The organism is Bacillus cereus group sp. MYBK222-1 (genome assembly GCF_051916425.1).
Taxonomy (GTDB): domain Bacteria; phylum Bacillota; class Bacilli; order Bacillales; family Bacillaceae_G; genus Bacillus_A; species Bacillus_A paranthracis.
Genome location: NZ_JBQAGP010000001.1, coordinates 419,543 through 443,770 on the forward strand (window position 1 = coordinate 419,543; position 24,228 = coordinate 443,770).

Genomic DNA, 24,228 nt, shown 5'->3' on the forward strand with positions numbered 1-24,228 from the left:
AAGTAAAAAGCAATCCGAAATAATTTGGATTGCTTTTTGCTATACATATTAAAGAACAGGAGCCATTGTTTCTTTCAACACTTGAACTGAGTGATCGAATTTTAATTCTTCGTCTTCACTTAATTCTACTTCTAAAATTTCACGAACCCCGCCGCGATTTAAAACAGCAGGTACACCAATATACACATCTTTTTGACCATATTGACCTTCTAAGTAAGCCGATACAGTTAATACACTATTTTCATCATTTAAAATCGCTTTAGTAACACGTAGAAGTGACATACCGATACCGTAGTAAGTTGCACCTTTTCGCTCAATAATATGGTAAGCTGCATCACGAACGTTTATGAAAATTTTGTCTAAATCTTCTTGATTATACGTGTTGTCTTTTTCAAGCAGTGTCTGTAGTTTTTGGATACCAACGGAAACGTGGCTCCAAACTGGAAGTTCCGTATCGCCATGTTCTCCGATAATATAGGCGTGAATGTTGTGTGGACCAATATCGAAGTACTCACCTAACATATAGCGGAAACGAGCAGAATCAAGCGTTGTACCAGAACCGATTACACGTTCTTTCGGTAAACCAGATTCTTTCCAAGTTACGTAAGTTAAAATATCTACAGGATTTGTTGCGATTAAGAAAATGCCATCAAACCCGCTATCCATAATACTGCGAACGATTTGTTTAAAGATTTTAGCGTTTTTCTCAACTAAATCTAAACGTGTTTCACCTGGCTTTTGTGGTAATCCAGCCGTAATGACTACAAGGTCAGCATCTTTACAATCTTCGTAGCTACCTTTCCATACTCTAGTTGGAGCTGGAGCAAATGGAACGGCATGACTTAAATCCATCGCTTCTCCTTCAGCTTTTGCTTCGTTTACATCAACTAAAACAAATTCTTCAGCTACAGCTTGGTTAATCATGCAGTAAGCATAACTACATCCAACTGCTCCTGTTCCGACTAATACAACACGGTTAATACCTTTTTTCATTTCAAAATTCCTCGCAATTTCATTGATTTTATTATGTAAGATAATACGTCTTACTTCTATAGATTCATATCTAGTTTATTACATTTTATAAAAGATATTCAAGTATTTGAAAATGTATCCGTGCAATTTCTTGCATAAAACATAGGAAGTAAGTTAACCGAATATAATGCAATAAAATCCTTTATTGAAGGGGAAAAGGCCATGATGCAGCCATTAACGATGGAAAGAATGCTCCATATTATTCATGTGGGGCTCGTTAAAACGAAGGAGCCAAAACAGATTATTGTTGTTGGTGCAGGAATTTCAGGATTAGTTGCAGCATCGTTATTGAAAGAAGCAGGTCATAACATAACAATTTTAGAAGCGAATAATCGAATAGGCGGAAGAATATATACGATACGTGAACCGTTTAGCAGAGGTTTATATTTTAATGCAGGACCAATGCGAATTCCTGATACACACAAGTTAACTTTAGCTTACATTCGTAAATTTAAATTACCGTTAAATCTTTTTATAAATAAAACCGCTTCAGATATTATTTATACGAATAATATTAAAACGAGATTAAGCATATTCGAAAAAAATCCAAGTATACTTGGATATCCTATTTTAGAGAGGGAAAAAGGTAAAACGGCAGAAGAGTTAATGTTAGAGGTATTAGAACCGATTCTAAATTATATTAAGAAAGATCCTAATAAGAATTGGAGTATTGTTGAGAAAAAGTATAAAGCATATTCGCTCGGCACATTTTTAACTGAATATTATTCAGACGGTGCAATAGATATGATTGGTGTACTTCTTGATATGGAAGCGTATATGGGAATGTCTTTAATTGAAGTATTACGAGAAATGGTCTTCTTTACTTCAACGACGAAATATTATGAAATAACGGGCGGGATGGATGCATTACCAAAAGCATTTTTATCGCAGTTAAATGAGAATATATTTATGCGGTATAAGGTTGAAAAAATTATACAAGAAAATAGCAAAGTGATGATGCAAGTAAACTATGAACAAACTATTGAGAGATTTATGGTTACAGGTGATGTTGCAATTGTTACGATCCCATTTTCAGCTTTACGTTTTGTTGAAATTCAGCCTTACAATCTATTCTCTTATTATAAAAGACGAGCAATTCGTGAATTAAATTATATTGCTGCAACTAAAATTGCGATAGAGTTTAAAAGTAGATTTTGGGAGAAAGCGGGACAGTGTGGAGGTAAATCTATTACAGATTTACCGATACGGTTTACATATTATCCGAGTTATGGCATTCATACACCAGGGGCAGCTATCGTTTTAGCGAGTTATACGTGGGCAGATGAGGCGTTAACATGGGATAGTTTACCGGATAGAGAACGCATTCGTTACGCATTAAAAAATTTAGCAGAAATATACGGTGATATCGTCTATAGTGAGTTTGTTACGGGAACATCTTTTAGCTGGAGTCAAAATCCGTATTCTTGCGGTGCATTTACAGCTTTTGAACCAGGTCAAGAGCTCGAGTTATTTCCGTATATTACACCACCATCTGGAAAAGTGCACTTTGCAGGAGAGCATACGACATTAACACATGGGTGGATGCAAGGAGCAATAGAGTCTGGAATTCGAGTTGCATATGAAGTAAATGAACAGTGAAGATATATTTACAAATCACGACTCTTTTAATAAAATAATAAATATAAATCGTAATTATTACGCTTTGAATGCGTTTTGAAATAAAGAAATGGATGGTAGATCAAATGAATAAAGTAGAAATTCATATATTAGGTGGCTTTTTAGGTAGCGGAAAATCAACATTATTACAAAATTTATTGTTAGCGGAGAAAAAGAAGAATAGAAAAGTTGCAGTGTTAATGAATGAAATTGGTGAATACTCAGTAGATACAGATATTATTGGAAAAGAGAATGTTTTAAGGGAACTTCTTAAAGGGTGTATTTGTTGTACGTTAAAAGAAGAGCTTGAAATACAATTACATTCGTTATATCAGCAAGAAAGACCAGATGTCATTTATATAGAAACGACAGGTGTTGCGCATCCAATTGAAGTGTTAGATGCATGTGTATCACCAATTTTAGCACCTTTCTTAGAAGTGAAATCAATAGTAGTCGTTTTAGATGCAGTAAGGTGGTTAAATCGAAGTATATTAAGTGCAAATGTGCAACAGCTACTGCATGAGCAAATGAAATTTGGTAGCCATATTTTAATTAATAAATCAGATTTACTAACATTTGCGGATAAGAACAAAGTAATTGAAGACGTGAAAGCAATAAATAATCATGCAAAATTGTTTGAAACAAAATATTGTAATATATCTTTAGAAGATATAGAAGAAGCTGAATTTATGAATGATGGGAAACATGAGACACTACATGTCAAACAGCATTTACATATACAAACGATGACATATCAATTTACGAAATCGATTGATCAAGACAATTTATATGAATGGCTTTCAAATTTACCAGATAGTATTTATCGTGTAAAAGGATTTGTGAAATTCCATGGAGATAAATACCCGCACCTATTCCAATATTCATTTGGGGTACCAACTTTACTGGAACAAGACTTCGGTTTCCCGACGAACTTAGTAGTAATAGGGGAAGGGCTAGATAAGAAACAATTGGCTGAAGGATTAGAGAAAGTAGAAAATAATTCTAATTAAGATGAAAGGCCTAACTTATTTTTAAGTTAGGCCTTTTGTATGTAGAAAAACACTTGCAGATTTTGTCTAACGGTAATAATTGTAAAATTCAGAAATTTATTTATAATCAAATCTAAGAGGTGATTCAGGTGTCAGAAAAAATAATAATGGATGTAAAAAATCTAACAACAAAAGGGTTAGAAACGAGAGAGAAATTATTGTGTGCTGCAGAAGAGATATTTGGTAGTAAAGGATATTACGAGGCTTCTATCGTGAATATTACACAAGAAGCAAAGGTAGCACACGGAACTTTCTATAATTACTTTCCATCTAAAAAAGATATATTTGATGAATTGATTCGCAGATTGAACCGTGAGTTACGCTTAATTATTAAAGAAGAAATGAAGGGAATATCAAGTTATGAAGAGGCACAAAGAAGAGGTTTTCAGGCTTTTTTTCGGTGGGTGAAAGATCGACCTAATCTATATAATATTGTACAACAGGCAGTAGTTGTTGATGATAACTTATATAGATGGTACTATGCAAAGCTCGCAAATGGATTTTTAAAAAGTTTATCGGCTGGTATGGAAGCGGGAGAGTTTAAACAACTTGATAAAGAAACAATTGCGTATTGTCTTATGTCAATTGGGCAATTTCTAGGAATGCGATGGGGTTATTGGGAAGAGAAAGATGTTCCGGAAGATGTATTTGAAGCAGCGATGTCATTAATATTTGAAGGATTGAGAAAGAGATAAAGGAGTGGGGGAAATATGCAGGGCATTGCTTATTGGATTGAAAAACGGTCCTATTTACATCCAGATCGCATTGCCATTATTACAGAAGAGGAGGAAATGACATATAAACAGTTACATGAGTATGTAAGTAAAGTAGCAGCCTATCTAATTTATGACTTGAATGTGCAAAAAGGAGAAAGGATAGCCATTTTATCACAAAATAGCTTGGAATATATTGTACTTTTGTTTGCTATAGCAAAAGTAGAATGTATTGCTGTTCCACTTAATATACGGTTAACAGAAAATGAACTTATCTTTCAGTTAAAAGATAGTGGAACTACAGTTTTATTTGTAGAGGAAACCTTTCAAAATATGGCACTGTCAATGCATAAGGTATCGTATGTTCAAAGAGTTATTTTGATTAAAAGTTTAAAAGAAATAGAAGATAGAAAAAGTGACAACCTTGAAGAGATAAATGAAAGCGCATCCTTTATTATATGTTATACCTCAGGGACAACGGGAAAACCGAAAGGAGCTGTACTTACACAAGACAATATGTTTTGGAATGCGCTTAATAATACATTTGCGATTGACTTAACTATGCACGACCGCTCTATTGTATTATTACCTTTATTTCATATTGGTGGAATTGGTTTATTTGCATTTCCAACTTTATTTGCAGGCGGTGTAATCATTATTCCAAGAAAATTCGAACCAACCACAGCTCTTTCCATGATAGAAAAACATAAAGTGACCGTAGTGATGGGAGTACCTACAATTCATCAAGCATTAATGAATTGCGAAAAGTTTGAGACTACAAATTTACAATCAGTTCGCTGGTTTTATAACGGTGGTGCCCCTTGTCCAGAAGAGTTGATGAGGGAATTTATAGATAGAGGATTTTTATTTGGTCAAGGCTTCGGTATGACTGAAACATCACCAACCGTATTTATGCTTTCAGAAGAAGATGCAAGACGTAAAGTAGGCTCGATTGGGAAACCTGTTCTGTTTTGTGAGTATGAACTTATTGATGAAAACAAAAATAAAGTTGAGGTTGGTGAAGTTGGGGAGTTACTAATAAGAGGACCGAATGTAATGAAAGAGTATTGGAACCGGCCAGATGCAACAAAAGAAGCGATTCAAGATGGTTGGTTATATACGGGTGATTTAGCTAGAGTTGATGAAGATGGTTTTGTATACATTGTCGGTAGAAAAAAAGAAATGATAATTTCCGGTGGTGAAAATATTTATCCACTTGAAGTAGAGCAAGTCATTAATAAGCTTTCGGACGTATATGAGGTAGCGGTCGTTGGTAGGCAACATGTAAAGTGGGGAGAGACTCCAATCGCCTTTATTGTGAAAAAGAGTAGCAGTGTATTAACTGAAAAAGAAGTCATTGAGCATTGTCGTTTATTTCTAGCAAAATATAAAATACCGAAAGAAATTGTTTTTCTAGAGGAATTGCCAAAAAATGCAACTGGTAAAATTCAAAAAGCACAGTTAGCAAATCAATTGAAAAGCAGGTGAAGAGATGACGGTATATATCACTGGTCAACAGGCGTCATGTAGTAAAACAATTACAGAAACAGATTTTGTATTATTTGCAGGTTTAAGTGGGGATTTTAACCCAATCCATATTGATCATGAGTATGCGAAACAAACTAGATTTAATCAAAGAATAGCACATGGTTTACTAACTTCTAGTTTATTATCGCAATTGCTTGGTATTCATTTACCTGGAAAAGGATCCGTTTACATGGAGCAAACTATTAAATTTACAGCACCAGTTTTTATAGGAGATACAATTACAGCAACGGCTACAGTACAAGAATTTATGATGGAAAAGAGAGTTTTGAAATTGTTAACAGAGTGTCATAACCAAAAAGGAGATTTAGTATTAACAGGTGTAGCTACAATGATGGTGCCAAAAGAAGGAGGGGTATTCTAATGAATATTGGGATTGAAGCGACTGGTGTTTTCTTCCCAAAAGACGTAGAGACGGCTGCAGACCTATCTAAAAAAACAGGTATTCCTGAGCATATTATTATAGAAAAGTTTGGATTATATGAAAAACATGTCGCAGATGAAACGATGCATGCATCAGATTTAGCTATTGCTGCTGCAAAACCAATATTATCACAAGTAGATCCTCAATCTATTGATGTAGTCATTTATTTTGGCAGTCCACATAAAGATTACCACGTATGGTCAAGTGCCCCAAAAATTCAGCATGAACTTGGATTGAAAAATGCTTATGCTTTTGAAATTATGAATGTTAGTTCTTGCTTTCCTATTGCTCTCAAAGTCGCAAAAGATATGCTCTACTCCGATAACTCAATTGAAAATATATTATTAGTAGGTGGATGTAAAGAATCTCAAATTGTAGATTATGATAATCCACGTTCGCGTTTTATGTTTAATTTCGCTGATGGCGGAAGTGCAGCTTTAGTGAAAAAAGACGCTAGAAACGGTGAAATATTAGGAAGTGCGATTATAACAGATGGTTCATTTCATGAAGATGTTCGTATTCCAGCAGGTGGATCGAAGCAGGTTGCGAGCTACGATACAGTTGAGAATCGACAGCATTATATTGATGTAATAGATCCTATTAGTATGAAAGAACGTCTAGATCGGGTTTCAATCCCTAATTTTGACAAGGTGATTCGGGAGGCGTTAAGAAAAAGTGGGTTAACTCCTAAAGATATTAAAGTATTGTTACCACTGCATACAAAACGTTCTATGTTAATAGAATTGATACAGGGGCTAGGGCTAGCAGAAGAACAAGTTGTATATTTAGATCATTATGGACATATGTCAGCGCTTGATCCTTGCATTGGTCTTCACTTTGCAAATGAACAGGGGAAATTACAGGCCGGAGATATTGCAGTAGTAGTTAGTGCAGGGACTGGGTATACGTGGGCAGCTACTGTGATTAGGTGGTGAAAAATACTAAATGAATATATGGGAAATGGAGGTATTTGGAAAGGGGCGGCGAATGTAATGGTACTTCATTAATTTTTTAATAAATTTGTTTGTATGATTCAAAGAAAAAGTCATAATTACGGATGGGGAATTTTGGCGTGTTTGATTCTAACAGAAAGAAAAGTATGGGGAGGATCACAATGTCGATGAAAAAACGTAAATGGCTAAAAATGATGGCTACTGGTTGTGTTTTAGGATCGTTATTCATAACGGCAGCTTGTTCAGGAAAGAAAACAAGTACAGAGGATGAAAAGACGATTAAGGTAGGGGTTCTTGCATCATTAACAGGTCCGTTAGAATCATATGGAAAACAAACAGTGAACGGATTTGAATTAGGGTTAGACTATGCGACGGATGGAACTGGGAAAGTGGAAGGAAAGAAGATTAAGTTTGTTGTAGAAGATACAGAAACAAAAGCTGATGTAGCGGTTAAAAAAGCTACGAAGTTATTAGAAGAAGAGAAAGTTGATTTTTTAGTCGGATCGTCTAGTTCAAGTGATACATTAGCGGTTTTACCACTAGCTGAAGAATATGAAAAAATAATGGTTGTAGAACCGGCGGTAGCTGATAGTATTACCGGTAAGAACTGGAATAAATATATTTTTAGAACAGGTAGAAATTCATCTCAAGATGCAGTCGCTGGTGCTGCAGCAATTGCTAAAAAAGATGTGAAAATAGCAACGTTGGCACAAGATAACGCATACGGCCGTGAAGGAATTGCGGCGTTTAAAGCTGGAGCAAAGAAATTAGGTGCGAACATTGTAAACGAGCAATATGCAGATACAAATTCGACTGACTTCACAGCTAATATTCAAAATATCATTAGCTCAAAACCAGATTATTTATTTATCGTTTGGGCAGGGGCGAATTCACCTTGGAAACAGTTGAAAGATATGAATGTGGAAGCGCAAGGTATTAAAATTTCTACAGGTGCACCAGATATACCAGCATTAAAAACGATGGATGCATTAGTAGGAATGCAAGGTTTTTCTGTTTATTATCATACACTCCCGAAAAATAAGGTGAATGATTGGTTAGTGGAAGAACATAAAAAACGATTTAATGGTGCGGTGCCAGATTTATTTACAGCAGGAGGAATGTCAGCGGCAATTTCAATTGTAGAAGCTTTAAAGAAAACAAAAGGTGATACAGATGTAGATACATTAATTAAGAAAATGGAAGGAATGGAATTTGATACACCGAAAGGAAAGATGAAATTTAGAGAGAAGGATCATCAAGCGATGCAGACGCTGTATTCTATCACATTGAAAAAACAAGATGGTGTTGATTATCCGGTGCCAGTGTTAGAGCGAGAATTAACGATGAAAGAAACAGAACCACCAGTTCAAAATAAATAGACTGAATTTTCTGTTGTTTACGTATAAAGAGGGGTACACCCTCTTTATACGTATTTCTTTCATACTGAAAGTTTTAAAGGGAGGGATTTCGTGACACATTTGCTAGAAACGAAAAATCTTAGTGTATCTTTTGGCGAGCATCATGTTATTAAAGATGTAAATTTAACTGTACAAAAAGGAAAACTCATTTCTATTATCGGGCCAAATGGTGCGGGTAAGACAACATTATTTAATTTACTAAGTGGACAGATTTCACCCACAACAGGTGAAGTGTATTTTAAAGGGCAAGATATTACAAAACTATCGATTTCAGATCGAACACGCTTAGGAATCGGTCGCTCTTTTCAGCTTACAAACATATTCCCAGAATTAACGGTACTTGAAAATGTCCGTTTAAGTGTTCAATCATTCGTACAAGATTACTATAGTTTTTTCCCGAGTCCAGCAAAATTAAAGCAACAAGTTGGAGAGGCGAGACGTTTCTTAAAAACAGTATTACTTCAGGAGAAAGAGAATGTATTAGCGAAAGATTTGGCACATGGAGAGAAAAGAAAGCTAGAACTTGCGATGTTATTAGCTTTAAAAACAGATGTGTTATTACTTGATGAGCCGACGGCAGGTATTTCGGTCGAGGAAGTCCCAGCTATACTACAAGTGATTGAAAATATTAAGAAACATCCAGAGAGTACAATTGTACTTATTGAACACAAAATGGATATGGTACTAGGTTTGTCAGACCATCTAATCGTTTTATTTCATGGAGAGTTATTGGCTGAAGGTTTACCCGAAGAAATTATGAAAGATGAGCGTGTACAAAGTGCTTATTTAGGGGGATTATATAGTGGCACTATTACAAGTGAATAATATAGAGACGTATTTAGATCAGTTTCATATTTTACAAGGGGTATCTCTTACTGTCGAGAAAGGAACGATTACTGTACTGTTTGGAAGAAATGGGGCAGGGAAGACTACGACGTTACGTTCGGTTATGGGGTTTCACCATATCGCACATGGTGAAATTTATTATGATCGTACACAAGTAAATGGATTATCTACACATTTAATTTCAAGGAAAGGGATAGGGTATGTACCAGAAAATCAAGGTATTTTTCACGATCTGACAGTAGAAGAAACATTCGCTCTTGCTAGAGGTAAGGGGGAAGAAGCGGAAGAAAAAATAGAATGGATGCTTGAACTATTTCCAGATTTAAAGCAATTTTGGCACAAAAAAAGCGGACGCTTAAGCGGGGGACAAAAGCAAATGTTAGCAATTTCAAGAGCATTTATTAATAGTGATGGTTTACTACTTATTGATGAGCCGAGTAAAGGCTTGTCCCCCATTATGATAGAAAAATTAATGATAGCTATTTTGAAAATGAAGGAAAAAACAACAGTTTTACTCGTTGAACAAAATTTTATGATGGCTAGTCAAATTGGTGATTACTTTTATATTATGGATAACGGAAAAATTGTTCATAACGGTTTTATGCATGAATTAAAAGAGGATAAGGAAATGTGTCACAAATATTTAGGGATCTCTTAACATGAATCCGGGGTGAGAAGGATGGATGTGTTAATCAATTTATTTGTAAATGGGATTTCAACAGGGATGCTCATTTTTTTATTAGCATCAGGTCTTTCGCTTATTTTCGGTTTGATGAGTGTTCTAAACTTCGCACATGGTGGTTTATTTGCGTGGGGAGCGTTTACAGGTGTTTGGCTATTTAATATGACAGGTAGTTACGTATTAGCTTTAATTGGAGCAATAGCTATGGGAATGTTCCTTGGATTCATTTTAGAAAGATTCCTTATTAGACCGGTATATGGAAATCACGTTCGCCAGCTTCTTGTTACGCTTGGAGGAATGCTTGTACTTAGTGAATGTATTAAAGTATTTTGGGGACCGAATCCAATTGGTGCAAAGTTACCGTTATGGCTACAAGGAAGTTTTACATTTGGAGGCGTTATATTAATTAAATATCGTCTATTCGTTATCATAATTGGGGTTATCATATACATTGCATTATTATTATTGCTCAAAAAAACAAAGATAGGTCTTATGATACGCGCAGGCGTAATGGATAAAGAGATGGTTCAAGCGCTCGGTATTAACGTAAAAGCGATATTTTCTTTCGTCTTTTTATTAGGAGCAGGGATGGCAGCGTTGGGAGGTTTCTTATTAGCACCGTATTCAGGCGTTATTTTCGCAGAAATGGGTATGCAGTATGCGATTTTAGCTTTCATAGTAGTAATCATTGGAGGATTAGGAAGCGTACAAGGTTCAGCAATTGCTTCTTTAATTGTCGGATTAGCTGGTGCTTTTACAGCGTATTTTATACCAGATTTATCACTTGCAATCAATATGTTAATGCTACTGTTTTTCTTAATCGTGAAGCCAAATGGACTTGTTGGTGAAAAGGGGTGAAATGGTGAACAGTACATCAAATCGAATTAAAGTATACTTCGGAGTATGTATGCTCATTTGTTTAAGTGTATTTCCATTCGTAAATGATTCACGGAGCTTGTTAATTTTGTTCACTCAAATCTTCATCTTTGCTATTTTTGCAATGAGTTTTGATGTATTGCTTGGATATACAGGAATTGTATCGTTCGGCCATTGTATGTTCTTTGGAATCGGAGCATATGGCGTAGCACTTTTATTTGATCGACAAGGAGTATCCATAACGAACTTTTTAATAGGGATAGTAGCTGCAATTATCATTTCAGCCATTGTTAGTTATATAATTGGTTTGCTTTCTTTACGGCTGAAAAGTCATTTTTATGCAATGTTAACACTTGCTATTTCACAGTTGTTTTTCGTACTTGCTGAAAAATGGCGTGGGCTCACTCACGGAGGAGATGGTTTTACATTTGGTGTACCAGACGTATTTCGTGATCGTTTTACGTTTTATTATGTAACACTTATATGTTTACTTATCATTTTTGTTCTGTTACGTCTTTTTACCAAATCTTCTATTGGAAAAGTATTAAAGGCAATTTCACAAAACGAGCAACGTGTTGAAGCATTAGGATATAAAGTTCTTCATTATAAAATTATTGCTAGCATTGTTGCAGGAGTAGTAGCTGCAATTAGCGGTGGTTTATTTGTTATTACACTGCGCTTTGTTAATACAACTGTATTTTCAATTGAAATGACATTAAATGCATTATTGATGACGATGATTGGAGGCGTTGGAACGTTAATTGGAGCCATTGCAGGAGCTGGAATTATTGAATCCCTAAAATATTATTTATCAGAACTAGCTACAGAGTATCCGATCTTTGAACGATGGACGATTATTCTTGGTGTATTGTACATTATCGTATTGCTAGTTTTCCCGAAAGGATTAGTTGGCACGGTTAAGGGACTGAAGAATATGAAACGGAATAAGAAGGAGAAAAGTGCAGAAGTGGAGCAAAATGTGTGAAAAATCAATTGTATAGAATATGAAAATCCCTCTTTTAGATTCGGAAAGGAGGGATTTTTATTGCTGTATGTAAATTTAGTTCTTTTATAAATATTATATTAATTAAATAGTTCATCAGGGATTTGTTTGAAAGAATTTTGGTTCGTAAAGAAATGAACAGCTAATTTCTCAATTGGAACATCTTCAATTGGTACTAATTTATCATTTTTAATTGGTAAAAAGGCTATTCCTTTTCCGTCCTGAATAAACTCTTCTATAAGCGAATAAGAATCTAATTGTTGAAGTTGGCGCTGAGATAAATTATTTTCTTTTAGAAATTGTATCGTCTTATTCCTAAAAGGGCACTTTTTGTCATTACTAACGAAGAAGAGTTCCTTTGAAAATTCAATGGTACACTTTTCTTTCGGTTTTAATAAGCCGATAGAAATTGAAGTGGAAAATACTTTTTTAAACGATATGTCCGGGTAATCCTCATAAGTAATGACCATATCAACTTTTTGTTGCTGCAGTAATTTTTGCAAATGACTACTATTTTCTACATATATTTGATAATTCCTGAAATTTTCTTTAATACGCTTACTTACATAATTAGTCAAAATCGATTGTGACGTCGCGATTATATAAGAAGAACCACACATTTTAATTTTATCTTTCGCTTCTTCTACTAGCGTTAATATTTGATTTGTGTAGTCTAGTAAAATGTCACCAGAAGGTAACAACGAAACGCCTTTGTTATCTCTATGTAGTAAAGGTGTTTCTAACTCTTGTTCTAATTTTTTTATTCTTTCAGTTACGTTCGGTTGAACATAACCTAATTCTTTCGCAGCTTTACTAATAGAACCTTCGCTAGCTACAGTTTTGAATATAATAAGATCATTTATTTCCATTTATCACAGCCCCTTATACGATATCATTATAAATGATACCAAACATAATTTATACCTATTTTACGTTAGTCAATCATCGGTTTATCATTGTGTATATAAGATGGAAAGTGAGTGATAAACATGATTGGAATGCAATATAAGGTCATTTTGCCGAAAGATTATGATATGGAGATTATTAAGAAAAGGGTAAAGGATAATGGGTATAAAACGGATGGTTTTCAAGACTTGAATTTTAAAGCTTATTTAATTACTGAGGCAGATAAGGACGGAAATTTCTATAACTGTTATGCACCTTTATATATTTGGAATGGTCATGAAGGAATGAACAAATTTATCTTTGAAGGGTATTACGATAATATTTTACAATCTTTTGGATGGCAACAAATAAATATAGGTGTTCCATTAGTTGTTAATGTAAAGAGTGATTTTAAGAAATGTAGATATGTTGTTGAATATGAAGGAAGTATTTCTCAAAGTGAATCATTGAGTGGGATTCAATCTATCATTGTGGATCAAAAGGTAGAAAATTGTTTAGGAAATGTAATAGTATATAATCCAGATAAATGGGGATATAGTAAGTTTAATTTTTATGAAGAAAAGCCTGATATGGTAACGAATAAAGGTACTACAGTATATGAGATTTTGCACATTTCACAATGATATTTTGTTGAATGCTAAATTAAGTAAAGGGGTGAAAATATATGCCTTTTGTGAACGTTTATTATCATGAAAATATATTAAATGAAGAAGAATTGAAAAAGATAGGTGAATGTATTCATCTTTCATTAATTAAACATTTTAACATCCCTGAAAATGATTTTTTTGAAATGTTTGTACCTTATCAACAAAATCAATTTTTATATGATCCATATTATTTATTAGAAAGAGGAGAAAAGAGAACAGAGAATATGATTTATGTTTCTATTACATGTGGACCGGGAAGAACGATAAAACAGAAACGCGATCTGTATCAGTCAATATCTTTGAGGGTTTCTGAATGTTCTAGTATAAAAAGTGCAGACATTTTTATTACACTTAACGAGACAGCCGCTGAAAATTGGTCGTTTGGTCAAGGATTGGCGCAATTGGTAAAAGTGAAGGGGGAGTGAAATGATGAATGAATCCATTGAATATTGTATTCAAGAGAAAATGAGAGAAAAGGCACCTGCATTTGCTCATTATAGTGAAAAAATATTGTTCGAGGAAGTGTGGCGAGATGACACTTTAACATTAAGAGAAAGGAGTTTATGTACAGTGTCGGTATTAATCAGTCTTGGTAATACAGAACAATTACCATTTCATTTGCGACTGGCCAAACAAAATGGAATTAAAGAAAATGAAATGATTGCATTAATAACACATATGGCTTTTTATGTTGGTTGGCCCAAAGCAGTAGGCGCTTTACATATAGCAATGAATGATAGGGAAAGTTAAGAATAACGATAAGAAAGAAGTCATTTAAACATGAATTCTTTCTTATCGTTATTTATGTAATACTTTAATGAGATATTTTTCACTTTTTCTCTTGCTTTTTTATCACTTGCGTAGTAAAGTGATAGTAAGATTCACGATAGGAAGTGATCAAACATGCGTGATAATACGATAGGATCATTAATATGGTTACGTTTAATACGATTTACGAACCAAAGTAATCAGATGTCAAATGAGTTTTTAAAACGTTTTGATTTAACAACTGCTCAATTTGATGTGCTTTTGCAAATACGTACGTATCAACCACTAACACAAATGGAGTTAGCTGAAAAGGTAACTGTTACACAAGGCGGTATTTCTCGAATGTTAACGCGTCTTGAAAAAGAAGGATATATTGTACGAAAACAAGATTGGAAAACGAAAACAATTAGTCTGACAGAGCAAGGGGAAGCTGCCTTAGAGAAAGCATTGCCAGAGCAACTTGCATTTCAATCATCGTTTTTTGATGACGTATTAAATGAAGAGGAACAGAAAATGTTATACGAGCTAATGACAAAGGTTCATAAGCATAGTGAAAAAAAAGAATTACCGCAAGAGTAATTTTTTTTATATTATCAATTGACTAATCAAGTGATGTTGTAAACAATAGAGAAAAACATTGGACTTACAAAAGTTTTTAAAAGAGAAACTAATAACACTTCATTAAAGGAGAGAGTAATGATGGAAAAATACCGTATGAATACAAGTAAAGGAATGGAGTTTGGATTATATTCAATTGGGGATCATGTTTTAAATCCACATAACGGAGAGAAAATTAGTGCGGAACAAAGAATTCATGAATTAATTGAAACAGCAAAGTTAGCGGATGAAGCTGGACTTGATGTATTTGCTGTCGGTGAAAGTCATCAAACGCACTTTACAACGCAAGCTCATACAGTTATTTTAGGAGCGATTGCGCAAGCTACGAAAAATATAAAAATTGCAAGTTCAGCAACGATAATAAGTACATCTGATCCGGTACGAGTATACGAGGACTTTGCTACACTTGATTTGATTTCTAATGGACGTGCAGAAATTGTGGCTGGTCGTGGATCTCGTATTGGGGGATATAGTTTACTTGGTTATGACGTAAATGATTATGAAGAGTTATTTGAAGAGAAGATGGATCTTTTATTAAAAATTAATAAAGAGGAACATGTAACATGGAATGGACAGTTCAGAGCACCGCTTGCGCATGCATCGGTTATTCCAAGAGCTAAAAATAATAACTTACCAATTTGGCGTGCAGTTGGTGGCCCACCAGCTAGTGCGATTAAAGCAGGACGTGCAGGTGTACCAATGATGATAACAACACTAGGTGGTCCAGCTATTAACTTTAAAGGATCAGTAGATGCTTACCGTGAGGCGGCTGCGCAAAGTGGATTTAATCCAGCGAGTTTGCCAGTTGCAACAACGAGTTTATTTTATACAGCGAAAAATTCACAAGATGCACTTAGTGAATACTACCCTCACATTAATGCTGGTATGCTTACGCTACGCGGTGGCGGGTATCCGAAACAACAATTTACAAATGCAATAGATTACCGTGACGCGTTAATGGTTGGTAGCCCACAACAAATTATTGAAAAAATGCTTTACCAATATGAATTGTTTGGGCAACAACGCTTTATGGCAGAAATTGATTTTGGTGGCGTACCATATGATAAAATTGAGAAAAATATCGAGCTAATTGCTACTGAAATTTTACCGGCTATTAGAAAACATACAGCAAAATAAATAAAAAAATACCGAGAGTCCAATGGATTCTCGGTATTTTTTTATTTATTTTAGTTTGAAAAAATGACAAAAAAGTGAATTTTTAATCTGAAAAGAGGAGGTTATTTCCTATTTTTGAATAACAATATTTCATGTTTGAATTTTAGAAATACATTTTTCTCTTGACAAAAAAATAACGAAATTATCCATTGGTTAATAGGACATTTTTCCGTAGAAAAGTCAAGTGTATAAAGAGAGAAACGATTATTTTATTGATGCAAAGATAAGTCTCATATTAAAAAACACATTTTATCGATGAGAAAAATCTAATTCAAAAAAATACCAAAAGACATATTTCAGACAAAATGATGTCAATAATACGTCAAAAATCAGCTGAATTTACTATGCAGGTATATTATACAATTCGATTAACGAATAAAACACTACAGAAATAGTGAAAAGGTAAAAAATAGCATTACAATAGTTTGAAAAACTGAAACTTCGTATTTTTCGACAATACATACAAAATGTTTTTGTCTTTTCGTATTTCTTAATAATTGAGCTTGATAAGATTGCTCAATTAACTTTTATTATAAAAACTATGAAGGAAGTGATTGTAGTATGGAAACGCTCGAATTGGCACGAATACAATTCGCATCAACAACGATTTTCCATTACTTTTTTGTTCCGCTGTCTATTGGTTTAGCTTTTATCATTGCGTTAATGCAAACGTTATATGTGGTAAAGGGACAAGAAATTTATAAGAAGATGACGAAGTTTTGGACACAAATATTCCTTGTTAACTTTGCGGTAGGTGTAGTAACTGGTATTTTACAAGAATTCCAGTTTGGTATGAACTGGTCAACCTATTCACGTTTCGTAGGTGATGTGTTTGGTCCATCACTTGCGATTGAAGGTTTATTAGCATTTTTCATTGAGTCTACATTTTTAGGTTTATGGGTATTCGGTGAGGATAAATTACCGAAGCGCATTCACCTTTTATGTATTTGGCTCCTTTCAATTGGAACAATGTTATCAGCATTTTGGATTTTAACTGCAAGTGCATTTATGCAATCGCCAGTAGGATATGAAATGGCAGCAGATGGACGTGCACAAATGAATGATTTCTTAGCAATTATTCAAAATCCACAATTATGGGTACAATTCCCGCATACCATTACAGCGGCAATTGCAACGGGTGCATTCTTTATTGCAGGTGTGAGTGCATGGAAAATAACGAAAGCCCAAGAAACGGAAGTGTTTAAAAAATCATTCCGCATTTCTATCATTGTTGGAACACTTACAACGGCGCTAGTATTATTCTTCGGTCATGCGCAAGCGCAACAATTAATCAAAACACACCCAATGAAAATGGCGGCTGCTGAAGCGTTATGGAATACGAGTGAAGATCCAGCGCCATTTACTGTATTTGCGAAAATTGATGCAGAGAAGAAAGAAAATTCGTTTGAAATTCAAATCCCTTATATGCTAAGCCTATTATCATTTGATAAATTTAGCGGTCAAGTAGAAGGGATGAATCAAATTCAAAAGCAATATGAAGAAAAATATGGGCCTGGAGATTATATTCCGCCAGTACACACGATGTTTTGGAGTTTTAGAGCGATGGTAATGAGTGGAACATTTATGCTTCTTCTAGGAGCGTACGGTTGGTTCTTATCCAAAAAGGACCGTTTAGCTGAAAAAACTTGGTATTTAAAATTAATGGTGTATGCAATTTCACTACCGTTTATCGGTAATACAGTAGGATGGATTATGACTGAAATGGGACGTCAGCCTTGGGTAGTCTTCGGTGTTATGAAAACGGAAGATGCTGTATCTCCAAATGTTACGTTCGGAGAAGTGTTATTCTCTTTAGTTTCATTCACATCACTATATTTAATTATAGGTGGAATTACCATTTACTTATTCGTTCGTATCATTAAAGGACATGAGAATAAGAAAGCGAAACAGGATTCTCAAAGCCATGATCCATTTGATAAGGAGGATGAGTATGTTATCTCTTAATGAGTTGTGGTTTATCATTATTGCAATTTTATTCGTAGGCTTCTTTGTACTTGAAGGTTTCGATTTCGGTGTAGGTATAGTTTCAAGGTTTTTAGGAGAAAACGATTTAGAGAAAAGGATTTACTTAAATACAATTGGCCCATTTTGGCATGCGAATGAAGTATGGCTTGTTTGTGCAGGTGGCGCTATGTTCGCAGCATTCCCGCACTGGTATGCAACTTTATTTAGTGGGTTTTACATTCCTTTTGTATTTATGCTTCTTGCTTTAATTATAAGAGGTGTTTCCTTTAAATTCCGTGCGAAAATAGACAATCATAAATGGAAAGGTTTTTGGGATTGGGGTATGTTTTTAGGAAGTTTATTACCACCTATCCTTTGGGGAGTTGCCATTGCTAACTTTATGGTAGGTATTCCAATTGATGAGACGAAAAATGCTGTAGGTGGATTCCTACAATTACTTCATCCCTTTGCATTACTTGGAGGAGTTATGTTCCTTCTGCTATGTATTGTTCACGGCTTGCAATTCCTTACAATACGTACAACTGGTAAGTTAAGAGAACGTGCACGTATTGCTGCATTGAAAATTGCACCACTTGCAATTATAGCGCTTCTTATTTTTGCTAGTGTAGGGTTATGGAAAACAGATATTTTCACTGGTCATGGTACAGAATGGATTATGGTTCCGATTGGAGCTTTTGTAGCATTATGTGTGTCAACATTATTAAATAAAAGAAGAAGAGATGGTTGGGCTTTCTTTATGACAAGTTTAACAATCATTTTACTAAGTGCGAGTGTGTTTGCCGGCATGTTCCCGCGTGTCTTAATTAGTTCGTTAGGGTCAATATACGATTTGACAATTTATAATGCAGCATCAGGAGATTATGCACTAAAACTGATGACGTATTTTTCAATTGCTATATTGCCATTTGTATTGGGAAGTCAAATATGGAGTTTCTATGTGTTTAGACAACCTGTTAAGTCAGATAAAGATTTGGAGTACTAATGAAAAGAAAAAGAGGACTTCCGTCGTATCCTGGTAGCCGAGTTTTATATGTAGTGCTAACAATCATTAGCATGTTAGAAGCTTTTAGTATTATTGCACAAACAGTGTTTTTAGCGCGGGCTATTACGTTTTTATTTCAGGGAGAAGCAGTGCAATCTATGTTAAATGAAACTGTTTATTTTGGAATCACGTTTGCAGTACGTCATTTGCTAGTTCGAATGTCACAAATATTAGTGGAACGTTTCGCTGAAAAAACAGGATCGCTACTGAGAAAACAATTAATAGAGGCGTATTTCACATTAGGTCCACGGTATGTTCAAACTGTTGGAACAGGTCATCTGGTTACCTTATCGATAGAGGGTATTGAGAAATTTAAAACATATATTGAATTAACAATTCCTAAAATGATTAGAAGTAGTATCGTACCAGGACTAATTGTACTATATGTTTTTACACTAGATATTGAGTCAGGAATCATTTTAGTTGTAACGATTCCTATCGTAATTATTTTTATGATCCTACTAGGATTAGCAGCGCAGAAAATGGCGGATAGCCAATATGAAACATATCGTGTTCTTTCTAATCATTTTGTAGATACGTTAAAAGGATTAGAAACATTAAAGTATTTAGGTCAAAGTAAACAACACGAAGGAAAGATTGAAAAAGTAAGTAAAAGATATAGAAAAGCAACGATGCGTACTTTGCGAGTTGCTTTTCTTTCTTCATTTGCATTAGATTTCTTTACGAGTTTATCAATTGCATTTGTAGCGGTCGGATTAGGGATACGTTTAATAGATGGAACAATTGTACTATTGCCAGCCCTTACGATTTTAATTTTAGCTCCGGAATACTTCTTGCCGATTAAACAAGTTGGAGCAAATTATCATGCTACGTTAGATGGACAACTTGCAATGGAGCAAATAGAAGAGATTTTACAGCGACAAAAAGAAATAGGGAAGAAAGAATCTAATGTAGACTTAATATGGAATTCAACTAGTAATTTGAAATTACAAGATGTAAAAGTAAAGAATGATGAATCTGAAAAAGCTATATTAGAGGAAATTGATTTTACTTGGAAAGGCACTGGCGCTATAGGTGTAATTGGTGAAAGTGGAGCAGGGAAATCAACGTTAATCGACGTATTAGCAGGGTTTTTAACTCCTTCAGCTGGAAAGATGATTGTAAATGGTGTGGAAATTGACGGGGCTACTCGTGAAGAGTGGCAAAAGAATATTGCTTATATTCCGCAGCAACCTTATATTTTCCCGCTTTCATTAAAAGATAACATTTGTTTCTATGAAACAAATACAACGGATGAAGAAGTGGAAAGAGTTATGAATGAAGTTGGTCTTCGTTCACTCGTTACATCGCTTCCAAATGGAATGTATGAAAGAATTGGAGAAGGTGGGCGTATGCTGAGTGGCGGACAAGAACAACGTGTCGCAATGGCACGAGCCCTTTTAAGCAAAAAGCCAATTATTTTATTAGACGAGCCTACAGCACATCTTGATATTGAAACTGAATTTGAAATAAAGCAAGCGATGTTACGTCTGTTTGAAGGTAAGTTAGTATTTCTTGCAACACATCGTCTTCATTGGATGAAACAGATGGATCATATTCTTATTTTAAATAAAGGGAAAATGATAGAAAGCGGAACGTATGAAGAACTTGTAAAGAATGAAGCATTACATTTTCGCAGGAAAGAGAGGGGATAGAGATGAGTAACTGGATTAAACCGTATATACAGCAATATAAAGGTAGAATGACTGTAACTATTTTCCTTGGTCTTCTTGGAGTTAGTTCAGGTGCGATGCTACTTTTCATTTCAGGTTATTTAATCTCTAAATCTGCTCTTAGACCAGAAAATGTAATGGCTGTATATGTTCCTATCGTTGCAACACGTGCGTTTAGTATAGGACAAGCGGTATTTCATTATGTAGAGCGTTTAGTTGGACACGATGTTGTATTACGCATATTAGAAAAGATGAGAACGAAACTATATGGGATAGTAGAACCACAGGCGTTATTTTTCCGTTCACGATTTCAAACGGGCGATATGTTAGGCGTATTATCCGAAGATATAGAGCATTTACAAAACCTATATTTACGTACAATATTTCCTAGCATATTAGCATTAGTTGTATATAGCATATTCGTACTTGTTATCGGTACATTTGACGTAGTGTTTGCACTTATTGCAGCATGTATGTTGGCTATTATCGTTTTTCTTCTTCCATTTATATCATTACTTTTAATGAAGAAACATCATGTTACTTTAAAGCAAGGAAGAAACCGTTTGTACCAACAACTAACAGATGCTGTTTTTGGATTATCTGATTGGCAAGCAAGTGGTAGAAAAGATGAATTCATTGATAAGTATGTAGATCAAAATGCTCAGTTGTTAAAAACGGAAAAAAGAATGAAGCGCTGGAATCATATTCGGGACAGTATTATTCAATTAGTAGTGGGTATTGTAGTTATTTCAATGATTATATGGACTGGAAATGAGGCGGCGAGTGAACAGATTGCTCCTACCGTTATTGCGGCTTTCGTCTTAATGACGTTATCTGTCACAAACGCGTTAATTCCTCTGTCAGATGCTATCGATCGAATTCCATCATATGTAGAATCCGCTCATCGTCTCAATCAAGTAGAAGGTAATGGTATTTTACAGGATGAAAAGGGATTACCTAGAGATAAAGATTATGTTGCACCAAAACATATAGACATTGAATTAAATCATGTATCGTATAGTTACCCAGATAGCAATGAATTTGTATTGAAAGACGTATCATTACAAATAAAAGCAGGAAAAAAAATCGCCATTTTAGGAAGAAGCGGAACTGGAAAATCTACTTTGTTAAAATTGTTAACAGGTGCACTAAGCCCATTACAGGGTGAAGTTTTATTGAATAGTGAACATGCTCACACGAATCTTTTATCAAAATATATTTCTGTATTGAATCAAAAGCCGCATTTATTCGATACGACAATTGGGAATAATGTGCGAATCGGCAAACCAGAGGCAACAGATGAAGAGATATGGAATGCTTTAGAGAAAGCACAATTAGCTTCGCATGTTGCTTCTCTTCCAGATAGATTACAAACAAAAATGCATGAGATGGGGAAAAGGTTTTCTGGCGGGGAAAGACAACGGGTTGCTTTTGCTAGAACGCTAATGCAAGAAGCACCAATCATTGTACTAGATGAACCTACAATCGGCTTAGATCCAAAGACAGAATTATCTTTAATAGAAACAATGTTTTCTGCAACGGAAGAAAAGACAGTAATTTGGATTACGCACCATCTTGTAGGAATGGAGCATGTTGATGAAGTAATATTCCTTGATCGTGGTCAAATTGTGATGCAAGGTAGTCATGAACAACTTCTGACAGAAAATGAAAAGTATCGTATGCTTTATGAGTTAGACAAAGGAATATAATTTTATCCGACTTTAATGGGCAGTAAGACCCCCACCTTAAAATGCAGTGAAAGCAAAGAAGTTAGGTGGGGGATCAACTGTCCATAAAAGTCCGATTGGTTCAACTAATAATCAGTGGGGGATGAAAAACCCCCCACTGATTAAAGCTTCACTTTATTAAGTATGTAATGGAAAAATAGCTACGCCTAATGGTGGAGCTATTTTTTGTTTTAAAATAAATATTCTATTCTTTTTTTGATGGATGGCAAATGTATATGATCGTTACGAATGAAAAATGAATTTCATATTATACATATAATGGAGGGGATATACGTGAAGGAGCAGTGTAAAATTATTGTTTTAAGTGATGAATTATCAAGGGAGAAGATTCAAAATACATTAGACAAAAATAAATGTAAAACAATCGTTCATGTTGTAGACGTTTCAGCTATTGTTCGTATAGAGAGTTCTTTTCAATATATAGTTATTTGGAGAGTGGACGCAGAAAAACTTGTAAATGAATTAATAAACAGGGGCGTGCAAAGTACAAAAATTATTAATTTAACAAAATACATGTATGAATGGAGGAATAAATTAATTTCTATCTATCAAATAAATCCGGATCTTATGTCTCTATACATTTCTATGAAAAAAGCAAAGGGTGATCCGACGTATGAATTGTTTGCGACGGGCTTGTCTTATCCGCATTGTGGCATAAGTACAGAGCTCCTCTCAAAAAAGTCAATAAAACTAACACTTCCATCGCAAGATTTATACTATGATTATTTAATAGCATCACAACTTCTATCAAACGATCATTCCTTTCAATATTGTTTGATAGGAATAGCTTATTTCTCGTTTTACTTTGACATGTCGTTATCATCTGAATCATATAGAATTCACAAAGTATATTATCCATTGTTTCAAGACGGCCATCATACTGTAGTTCATTCTCCTCTATCCACTGATGGATTCTCACATCTAGATACCCCGAAACCACTTTTTTCTATTTTTAATTTGCATTTTGAATATATTTTATTAGACGAACTAACAGATGAATCATTGATATTGCCCTGGATAAATGCTGAATGGAATATCACTCCTCTTCACATTCCTTTTGAAGAACACGGAAAAATAAGAGCAGCTTCACATGCTAAATTGTCATATCCTCATACTTTAGTTGAAAATAAAACAATTTTTAAAACATATTTAGAATTACTTTTAAAACATGATATAAAACCACTAATTGTTGTATTCCCTGTTACTTCACATTATTTCAATTGTAGTAGTAAGAAATTAAAAGAAGATTTTTATAAAGTTATAAACGATTTTCAAGCTCAATATTCTTTTCAAATTATAGATTTATTTGATTCGCCATTATTTTGTGATGAAGATTTTTATGATAGTGATCATATGAATAAAAAAGGTGCAAATAAAATGTCCGTGTTATTAAATATGTTTATTCAGGAACGAAAAGTATGATATTTCGTTTCATTTCTGCATAAAAGTATATAGGCTCCATTCGGTTACAGTAATGTGATTTTTGTGTCGCGTATATAAATAATA

At 34.4% G+C, this 24,228-nt stretch carries 23 protein-coding genes; 21 read left to right on the top strand and 2 right to left on the bottom strand.

The window, feature by feature from the left end:
* Positions 1-48: 48 nt before the first annotated feature.
* Positions 49-993: an L-lactate dehydrogenase gene (locus ACTFR9_RS02170; protein WP_000715321.1), complete on the bottom strand. Its 945-nt coding sequence runs from the start codon at positions 991-993 to the stop codon at positions 49-51.
* 201 nt (positions 994-1,194) lie between these two features.
* Between ACTFR9_RS02170 and ACTFR9_RS02175 the strand changes: the two genes are divergently transcribed.
* The 11 genes from ACTFR9_RS02175 to ACTFR9_RS02225 all read left to right on the top strand — a co-directional run bounded on the left by ACTFR9_RS02175 (position 1,195) and on the right by ACTFR9_RS02225 (position 12,140).
* Positions 1,195-2,631: a flavin monoamine oxidase family protein gene (locus tag ACTFR9_RS02175; protein ID WP_073541028.1), complete on the top strand. Its 1,437-nt coding sequence runs from the start codon at positions 1,195-1,197 to the stop codon at positions 2,629-2,631.
* Between the two features lie 104 nt (positions 2,632-2,735).
* Positions 2,736-3,659, top strand: a complete 924-nt coding sequence (locus ACTFR9_RS02180; RefSeq protein ID WP_086707954.1) for a CobW family GTP-binding protein — start codon at positions 2,736-2,738, stop codon at positions 3,657-3,659.
* 128 nt (positions 3,660-3,787) lie between these two features.
* Positions 3,788-4,393 carry a TetR/AcrR family transcriptional regulator gene (locus ACTFR9_RS02185; RefSeq protein ID WP_001290794.1) on the top strand — a complete coding sequence of 202 codons (606 nt, stop codon included), beginning with the start codon at positions 3,788-3,790 and terminating at the stop codon, positions 4,391-4,393.
* A gap of 15 nt (positions 4,394-4,408) precedes the next feature.
* Positions 4,409-5,899 (top strand): o-succinylbenzoate--CoA ligase, encoded by a 1,491-nt coding sequence (locus tag ACTFR9_RS02190; protein ID WP_001161515.1) that lies wholly within the window; start codon positions 4,409-4,411, stop codon positions 5,897-5,899.
* 4 nt (positions 5,900-5,903) lie between these two features.
* Positions 5,904-6,320, top strand: a complete 417-nt coding sequence (locus ACTFR9_RS02195; protein ID WP_000219483.1) for a MaoC family dehydratase — start codon at positions 5,904-5,906, stop codon at positions 6,318-6,320.
* Positions 6,320-7,315, top strand: coding sequence for a 3-oxoacyl-ACP synthase (locus tag ACTFR9_RS02200; RefSeq protein ID WP_001020494.1), 996 nt, complete (start codon positions 6,320-6,322; stop codon positions 7,313-7,315). The genes ACTFR9_RS02195 and ACTFR9_RS02200 overlap by 1 nt, the downstream gene beginning before the upstream one ends.
* Positions 7,316-7,494: 179 nt before the next feature.
* A complete protein-coding gene (locus ACTFR9_RS02205; RefSeq protein WP_000061985.1) occupies positions 7,495-8,712 on the top strand; it encodes a substrate-binding domain-containing protein in 1,218 nt (405 codons plus the stop codon).
* Positions 8,713-8,802: 90 nt separating this feature from the next.
* Positions 8,803-9,576: an ABC transporter ATP-binding protein gene (locus tag ACTFR9_RS02210; protein WP_000149327.1), complete on the top strand. Its 774-nt coding sequence runs from the start codon at positions 8,803-8,805 to the stop codon at positions 9,574-9,576.
* Complete coding sequence (locus ACTFR9_RS02215; protein ID WP_440048937.1) at positions 9,554-10,255, top strand: branched-chain amino acid ABC transporter ATP-binding protein; 702 nt, start codon at positions 9,554-9,556, stop codon at positions 10,253-10,255. The genes ACTFR9_RS02210 and ACTFR9_RS02215 overlap by 23 nt, the downstream gene beginning before the upstream one ends.
* A gap of 21 nt (positions 10,256-10,276) precedes the next feature.
* Positions 10,277-11,137 (top strand): branched-chain amino acid ABC transporter permease, encoded by an 861-nt coding sequence (locus ACTFR9_RS02220; protein ID WP_000382789.1) that lies wholly within the window; start codon positions 10,277-10,279, stop codon positions 11,135-11,137.
* Positions 11,138-11,186: 49 nt separating this feature from the next.
* Positions 11,187-12,140, top strand: a complete 954-nt coding sequence (locus ACTFR9_RS02225) for a branched-chain amino acid ABC transporter permease (RefSeq protein ID WP_061536843.1) — start codon at positions 11,187-11,189, stop codon at positions 12,138-12,140.
* 98 nt (positions 12,141-12,238) lie between these two features.
* Here the strand turns inward: ACTFR9_RS02225 and ACTFR9_RS02230 are convergent, their stop codons facing one another.
* A complete protein-coding gene (locus tag ACTFR9_RS02230) occupies positions 12,239-13,027 on the bottom strand; it encodes a LysR family transcriptional regulator (protein ID WP_000405007.1) in 789 nt (262 codons plus the stop codon).
* A gap of 120 nt (positions 13,028-13,147) precedes the next feature.
* Here ACTFR9_RS02230 and ACTFR9_RS02235 point away from each other — a divergent pair, with 120 nt between their 5' ends.
* The 10 genes from ACTFR9_RS02235 (at position 13,148) to ACTFR9_RS02280 (ending at position 24,144) form a co-directional block, all read left to right on the top strand.
* Positions 13,148-13,687: a DUF4865 family protein gene (locus ACTFR9_RS02235; protein WP_000579901.1), complete on the top strand. Its 540-nt coding sequence runs from the start codon at positions 13,148-13,150 to the stop codon at positions 13,685-13,687.
* Between the two features lie 41 nt (positions 13,688-13,728).
* The gene (locus ACTFR9_RS02240) at positions 13,729-14,136 is read left to right on the top strand and encodes a tautomerase family protein (RefSeq protein ID WP_001117248.1); all 408 of its coding nucleotides are present in this window, start codon (positions 13,729-13,731) and stop codon (positions 14,134-14,136) included.
* A gap of 1 nt (position 14,137) precedes the next feature.
* A complete protein-coding gene (locus tag ACTFR9_RS02245; RefSeq protein ID WP_000980848.1) occupies positions 14,138-14,461 on the top strand; it encodes a carboxymuconolactone decarboxylase family protein in 324 nt (107 codons plus the stop codon).
* A gap of 153 nt (positions 14,462-14,614) precedes the next feature.
* Complete coding sequence (locus ACTFR9_RS02250) at positions 14,615-15,058, top strand: MarR family winged helix-turn-helix transcriptional regulator (protein ID WP_001205518.1); 444 nt, start codon at positions 14,615-14,617, stop codon at positions 15,056-15,058.
* A 120-nt stretch (positions 15,059-15,178) separates the two neighbouring features.
* A complete protein-coding gene (locus ACTFR9_RS02255; protein ID WP_000417588.1) occupies positions 15,179-16,234 on the top strand; it encodes an LLM class flavin-dependent oxidoreductase in 1,056 nt (351 codons plus the stop codon).
* 600 nt (positions 16,235-16,834) lie between these two features.
* Positions 16,835-18,238: a cytochrome ubiquinol oxidase subunit I gene (gene cydA, locus ACTFR9_RS02260; RefSeq protein WP_000448876.1), complete on the top strand. Its 1,404-nt coding sequence runs from the start codon at positions 16,835-16,837 to the stop codon at positions 18,236-18,238.
* On the top strand, positions 18,225-19,241 hold the full coding sequence (gene cydB, locus ACTFR9_RS02265) for a cytochrome d ubiquinol oxidase subunit II (protein ID WP_000950063.1): 1,017 nt from the start codon (positions 18,225-18,227) through the stop codon (positions 19,239-19,241). The genes cydA and cydB overlap by 14 nt, the downstream gene beginning before the upstream one ends.
* Positions 19,241-20,956, top strand: coding sequence for a thiol reductant ABC exporter subunit CydD (gene cydD / locus ACTFR9_RS02270; RefSeq protein WP_000824083.1), 1,716 nt, complete (start codon positions 19,241-19,243; stop codon positions 20,954-20,956). The genes cydB and cydD overlap by 1 nt, the downstream gene beginning before the upstream one ends.
* Positions 20,957-20,958: 2 nt before the next feature.
* A complete protein-coding gene (gene cydC / locus ACTFR9_RS02275; protein WP_229136403.1) occupies positions 20,959-22,683 on the top strand; it encodes a thiol reductant ABC exporter subunit CydC in 1,725 nt (574 codons plus the stop codon).
* A gap of 312 nt (positions 22,684-22,995) precedes the next feature.
* Positions 22,996-24,144 (top strand): hypothetical protein, encoded by a 1,149-nt coding sequence (locus ACTFR9_RS02280; protein WP_000662729.1) that lies wholly within the window; start codon positions 22,996-22,998, stop codon positions 24,142-24,144.
* Positions 24,145-24,228 lie beyond the last annotated feature (84 nt).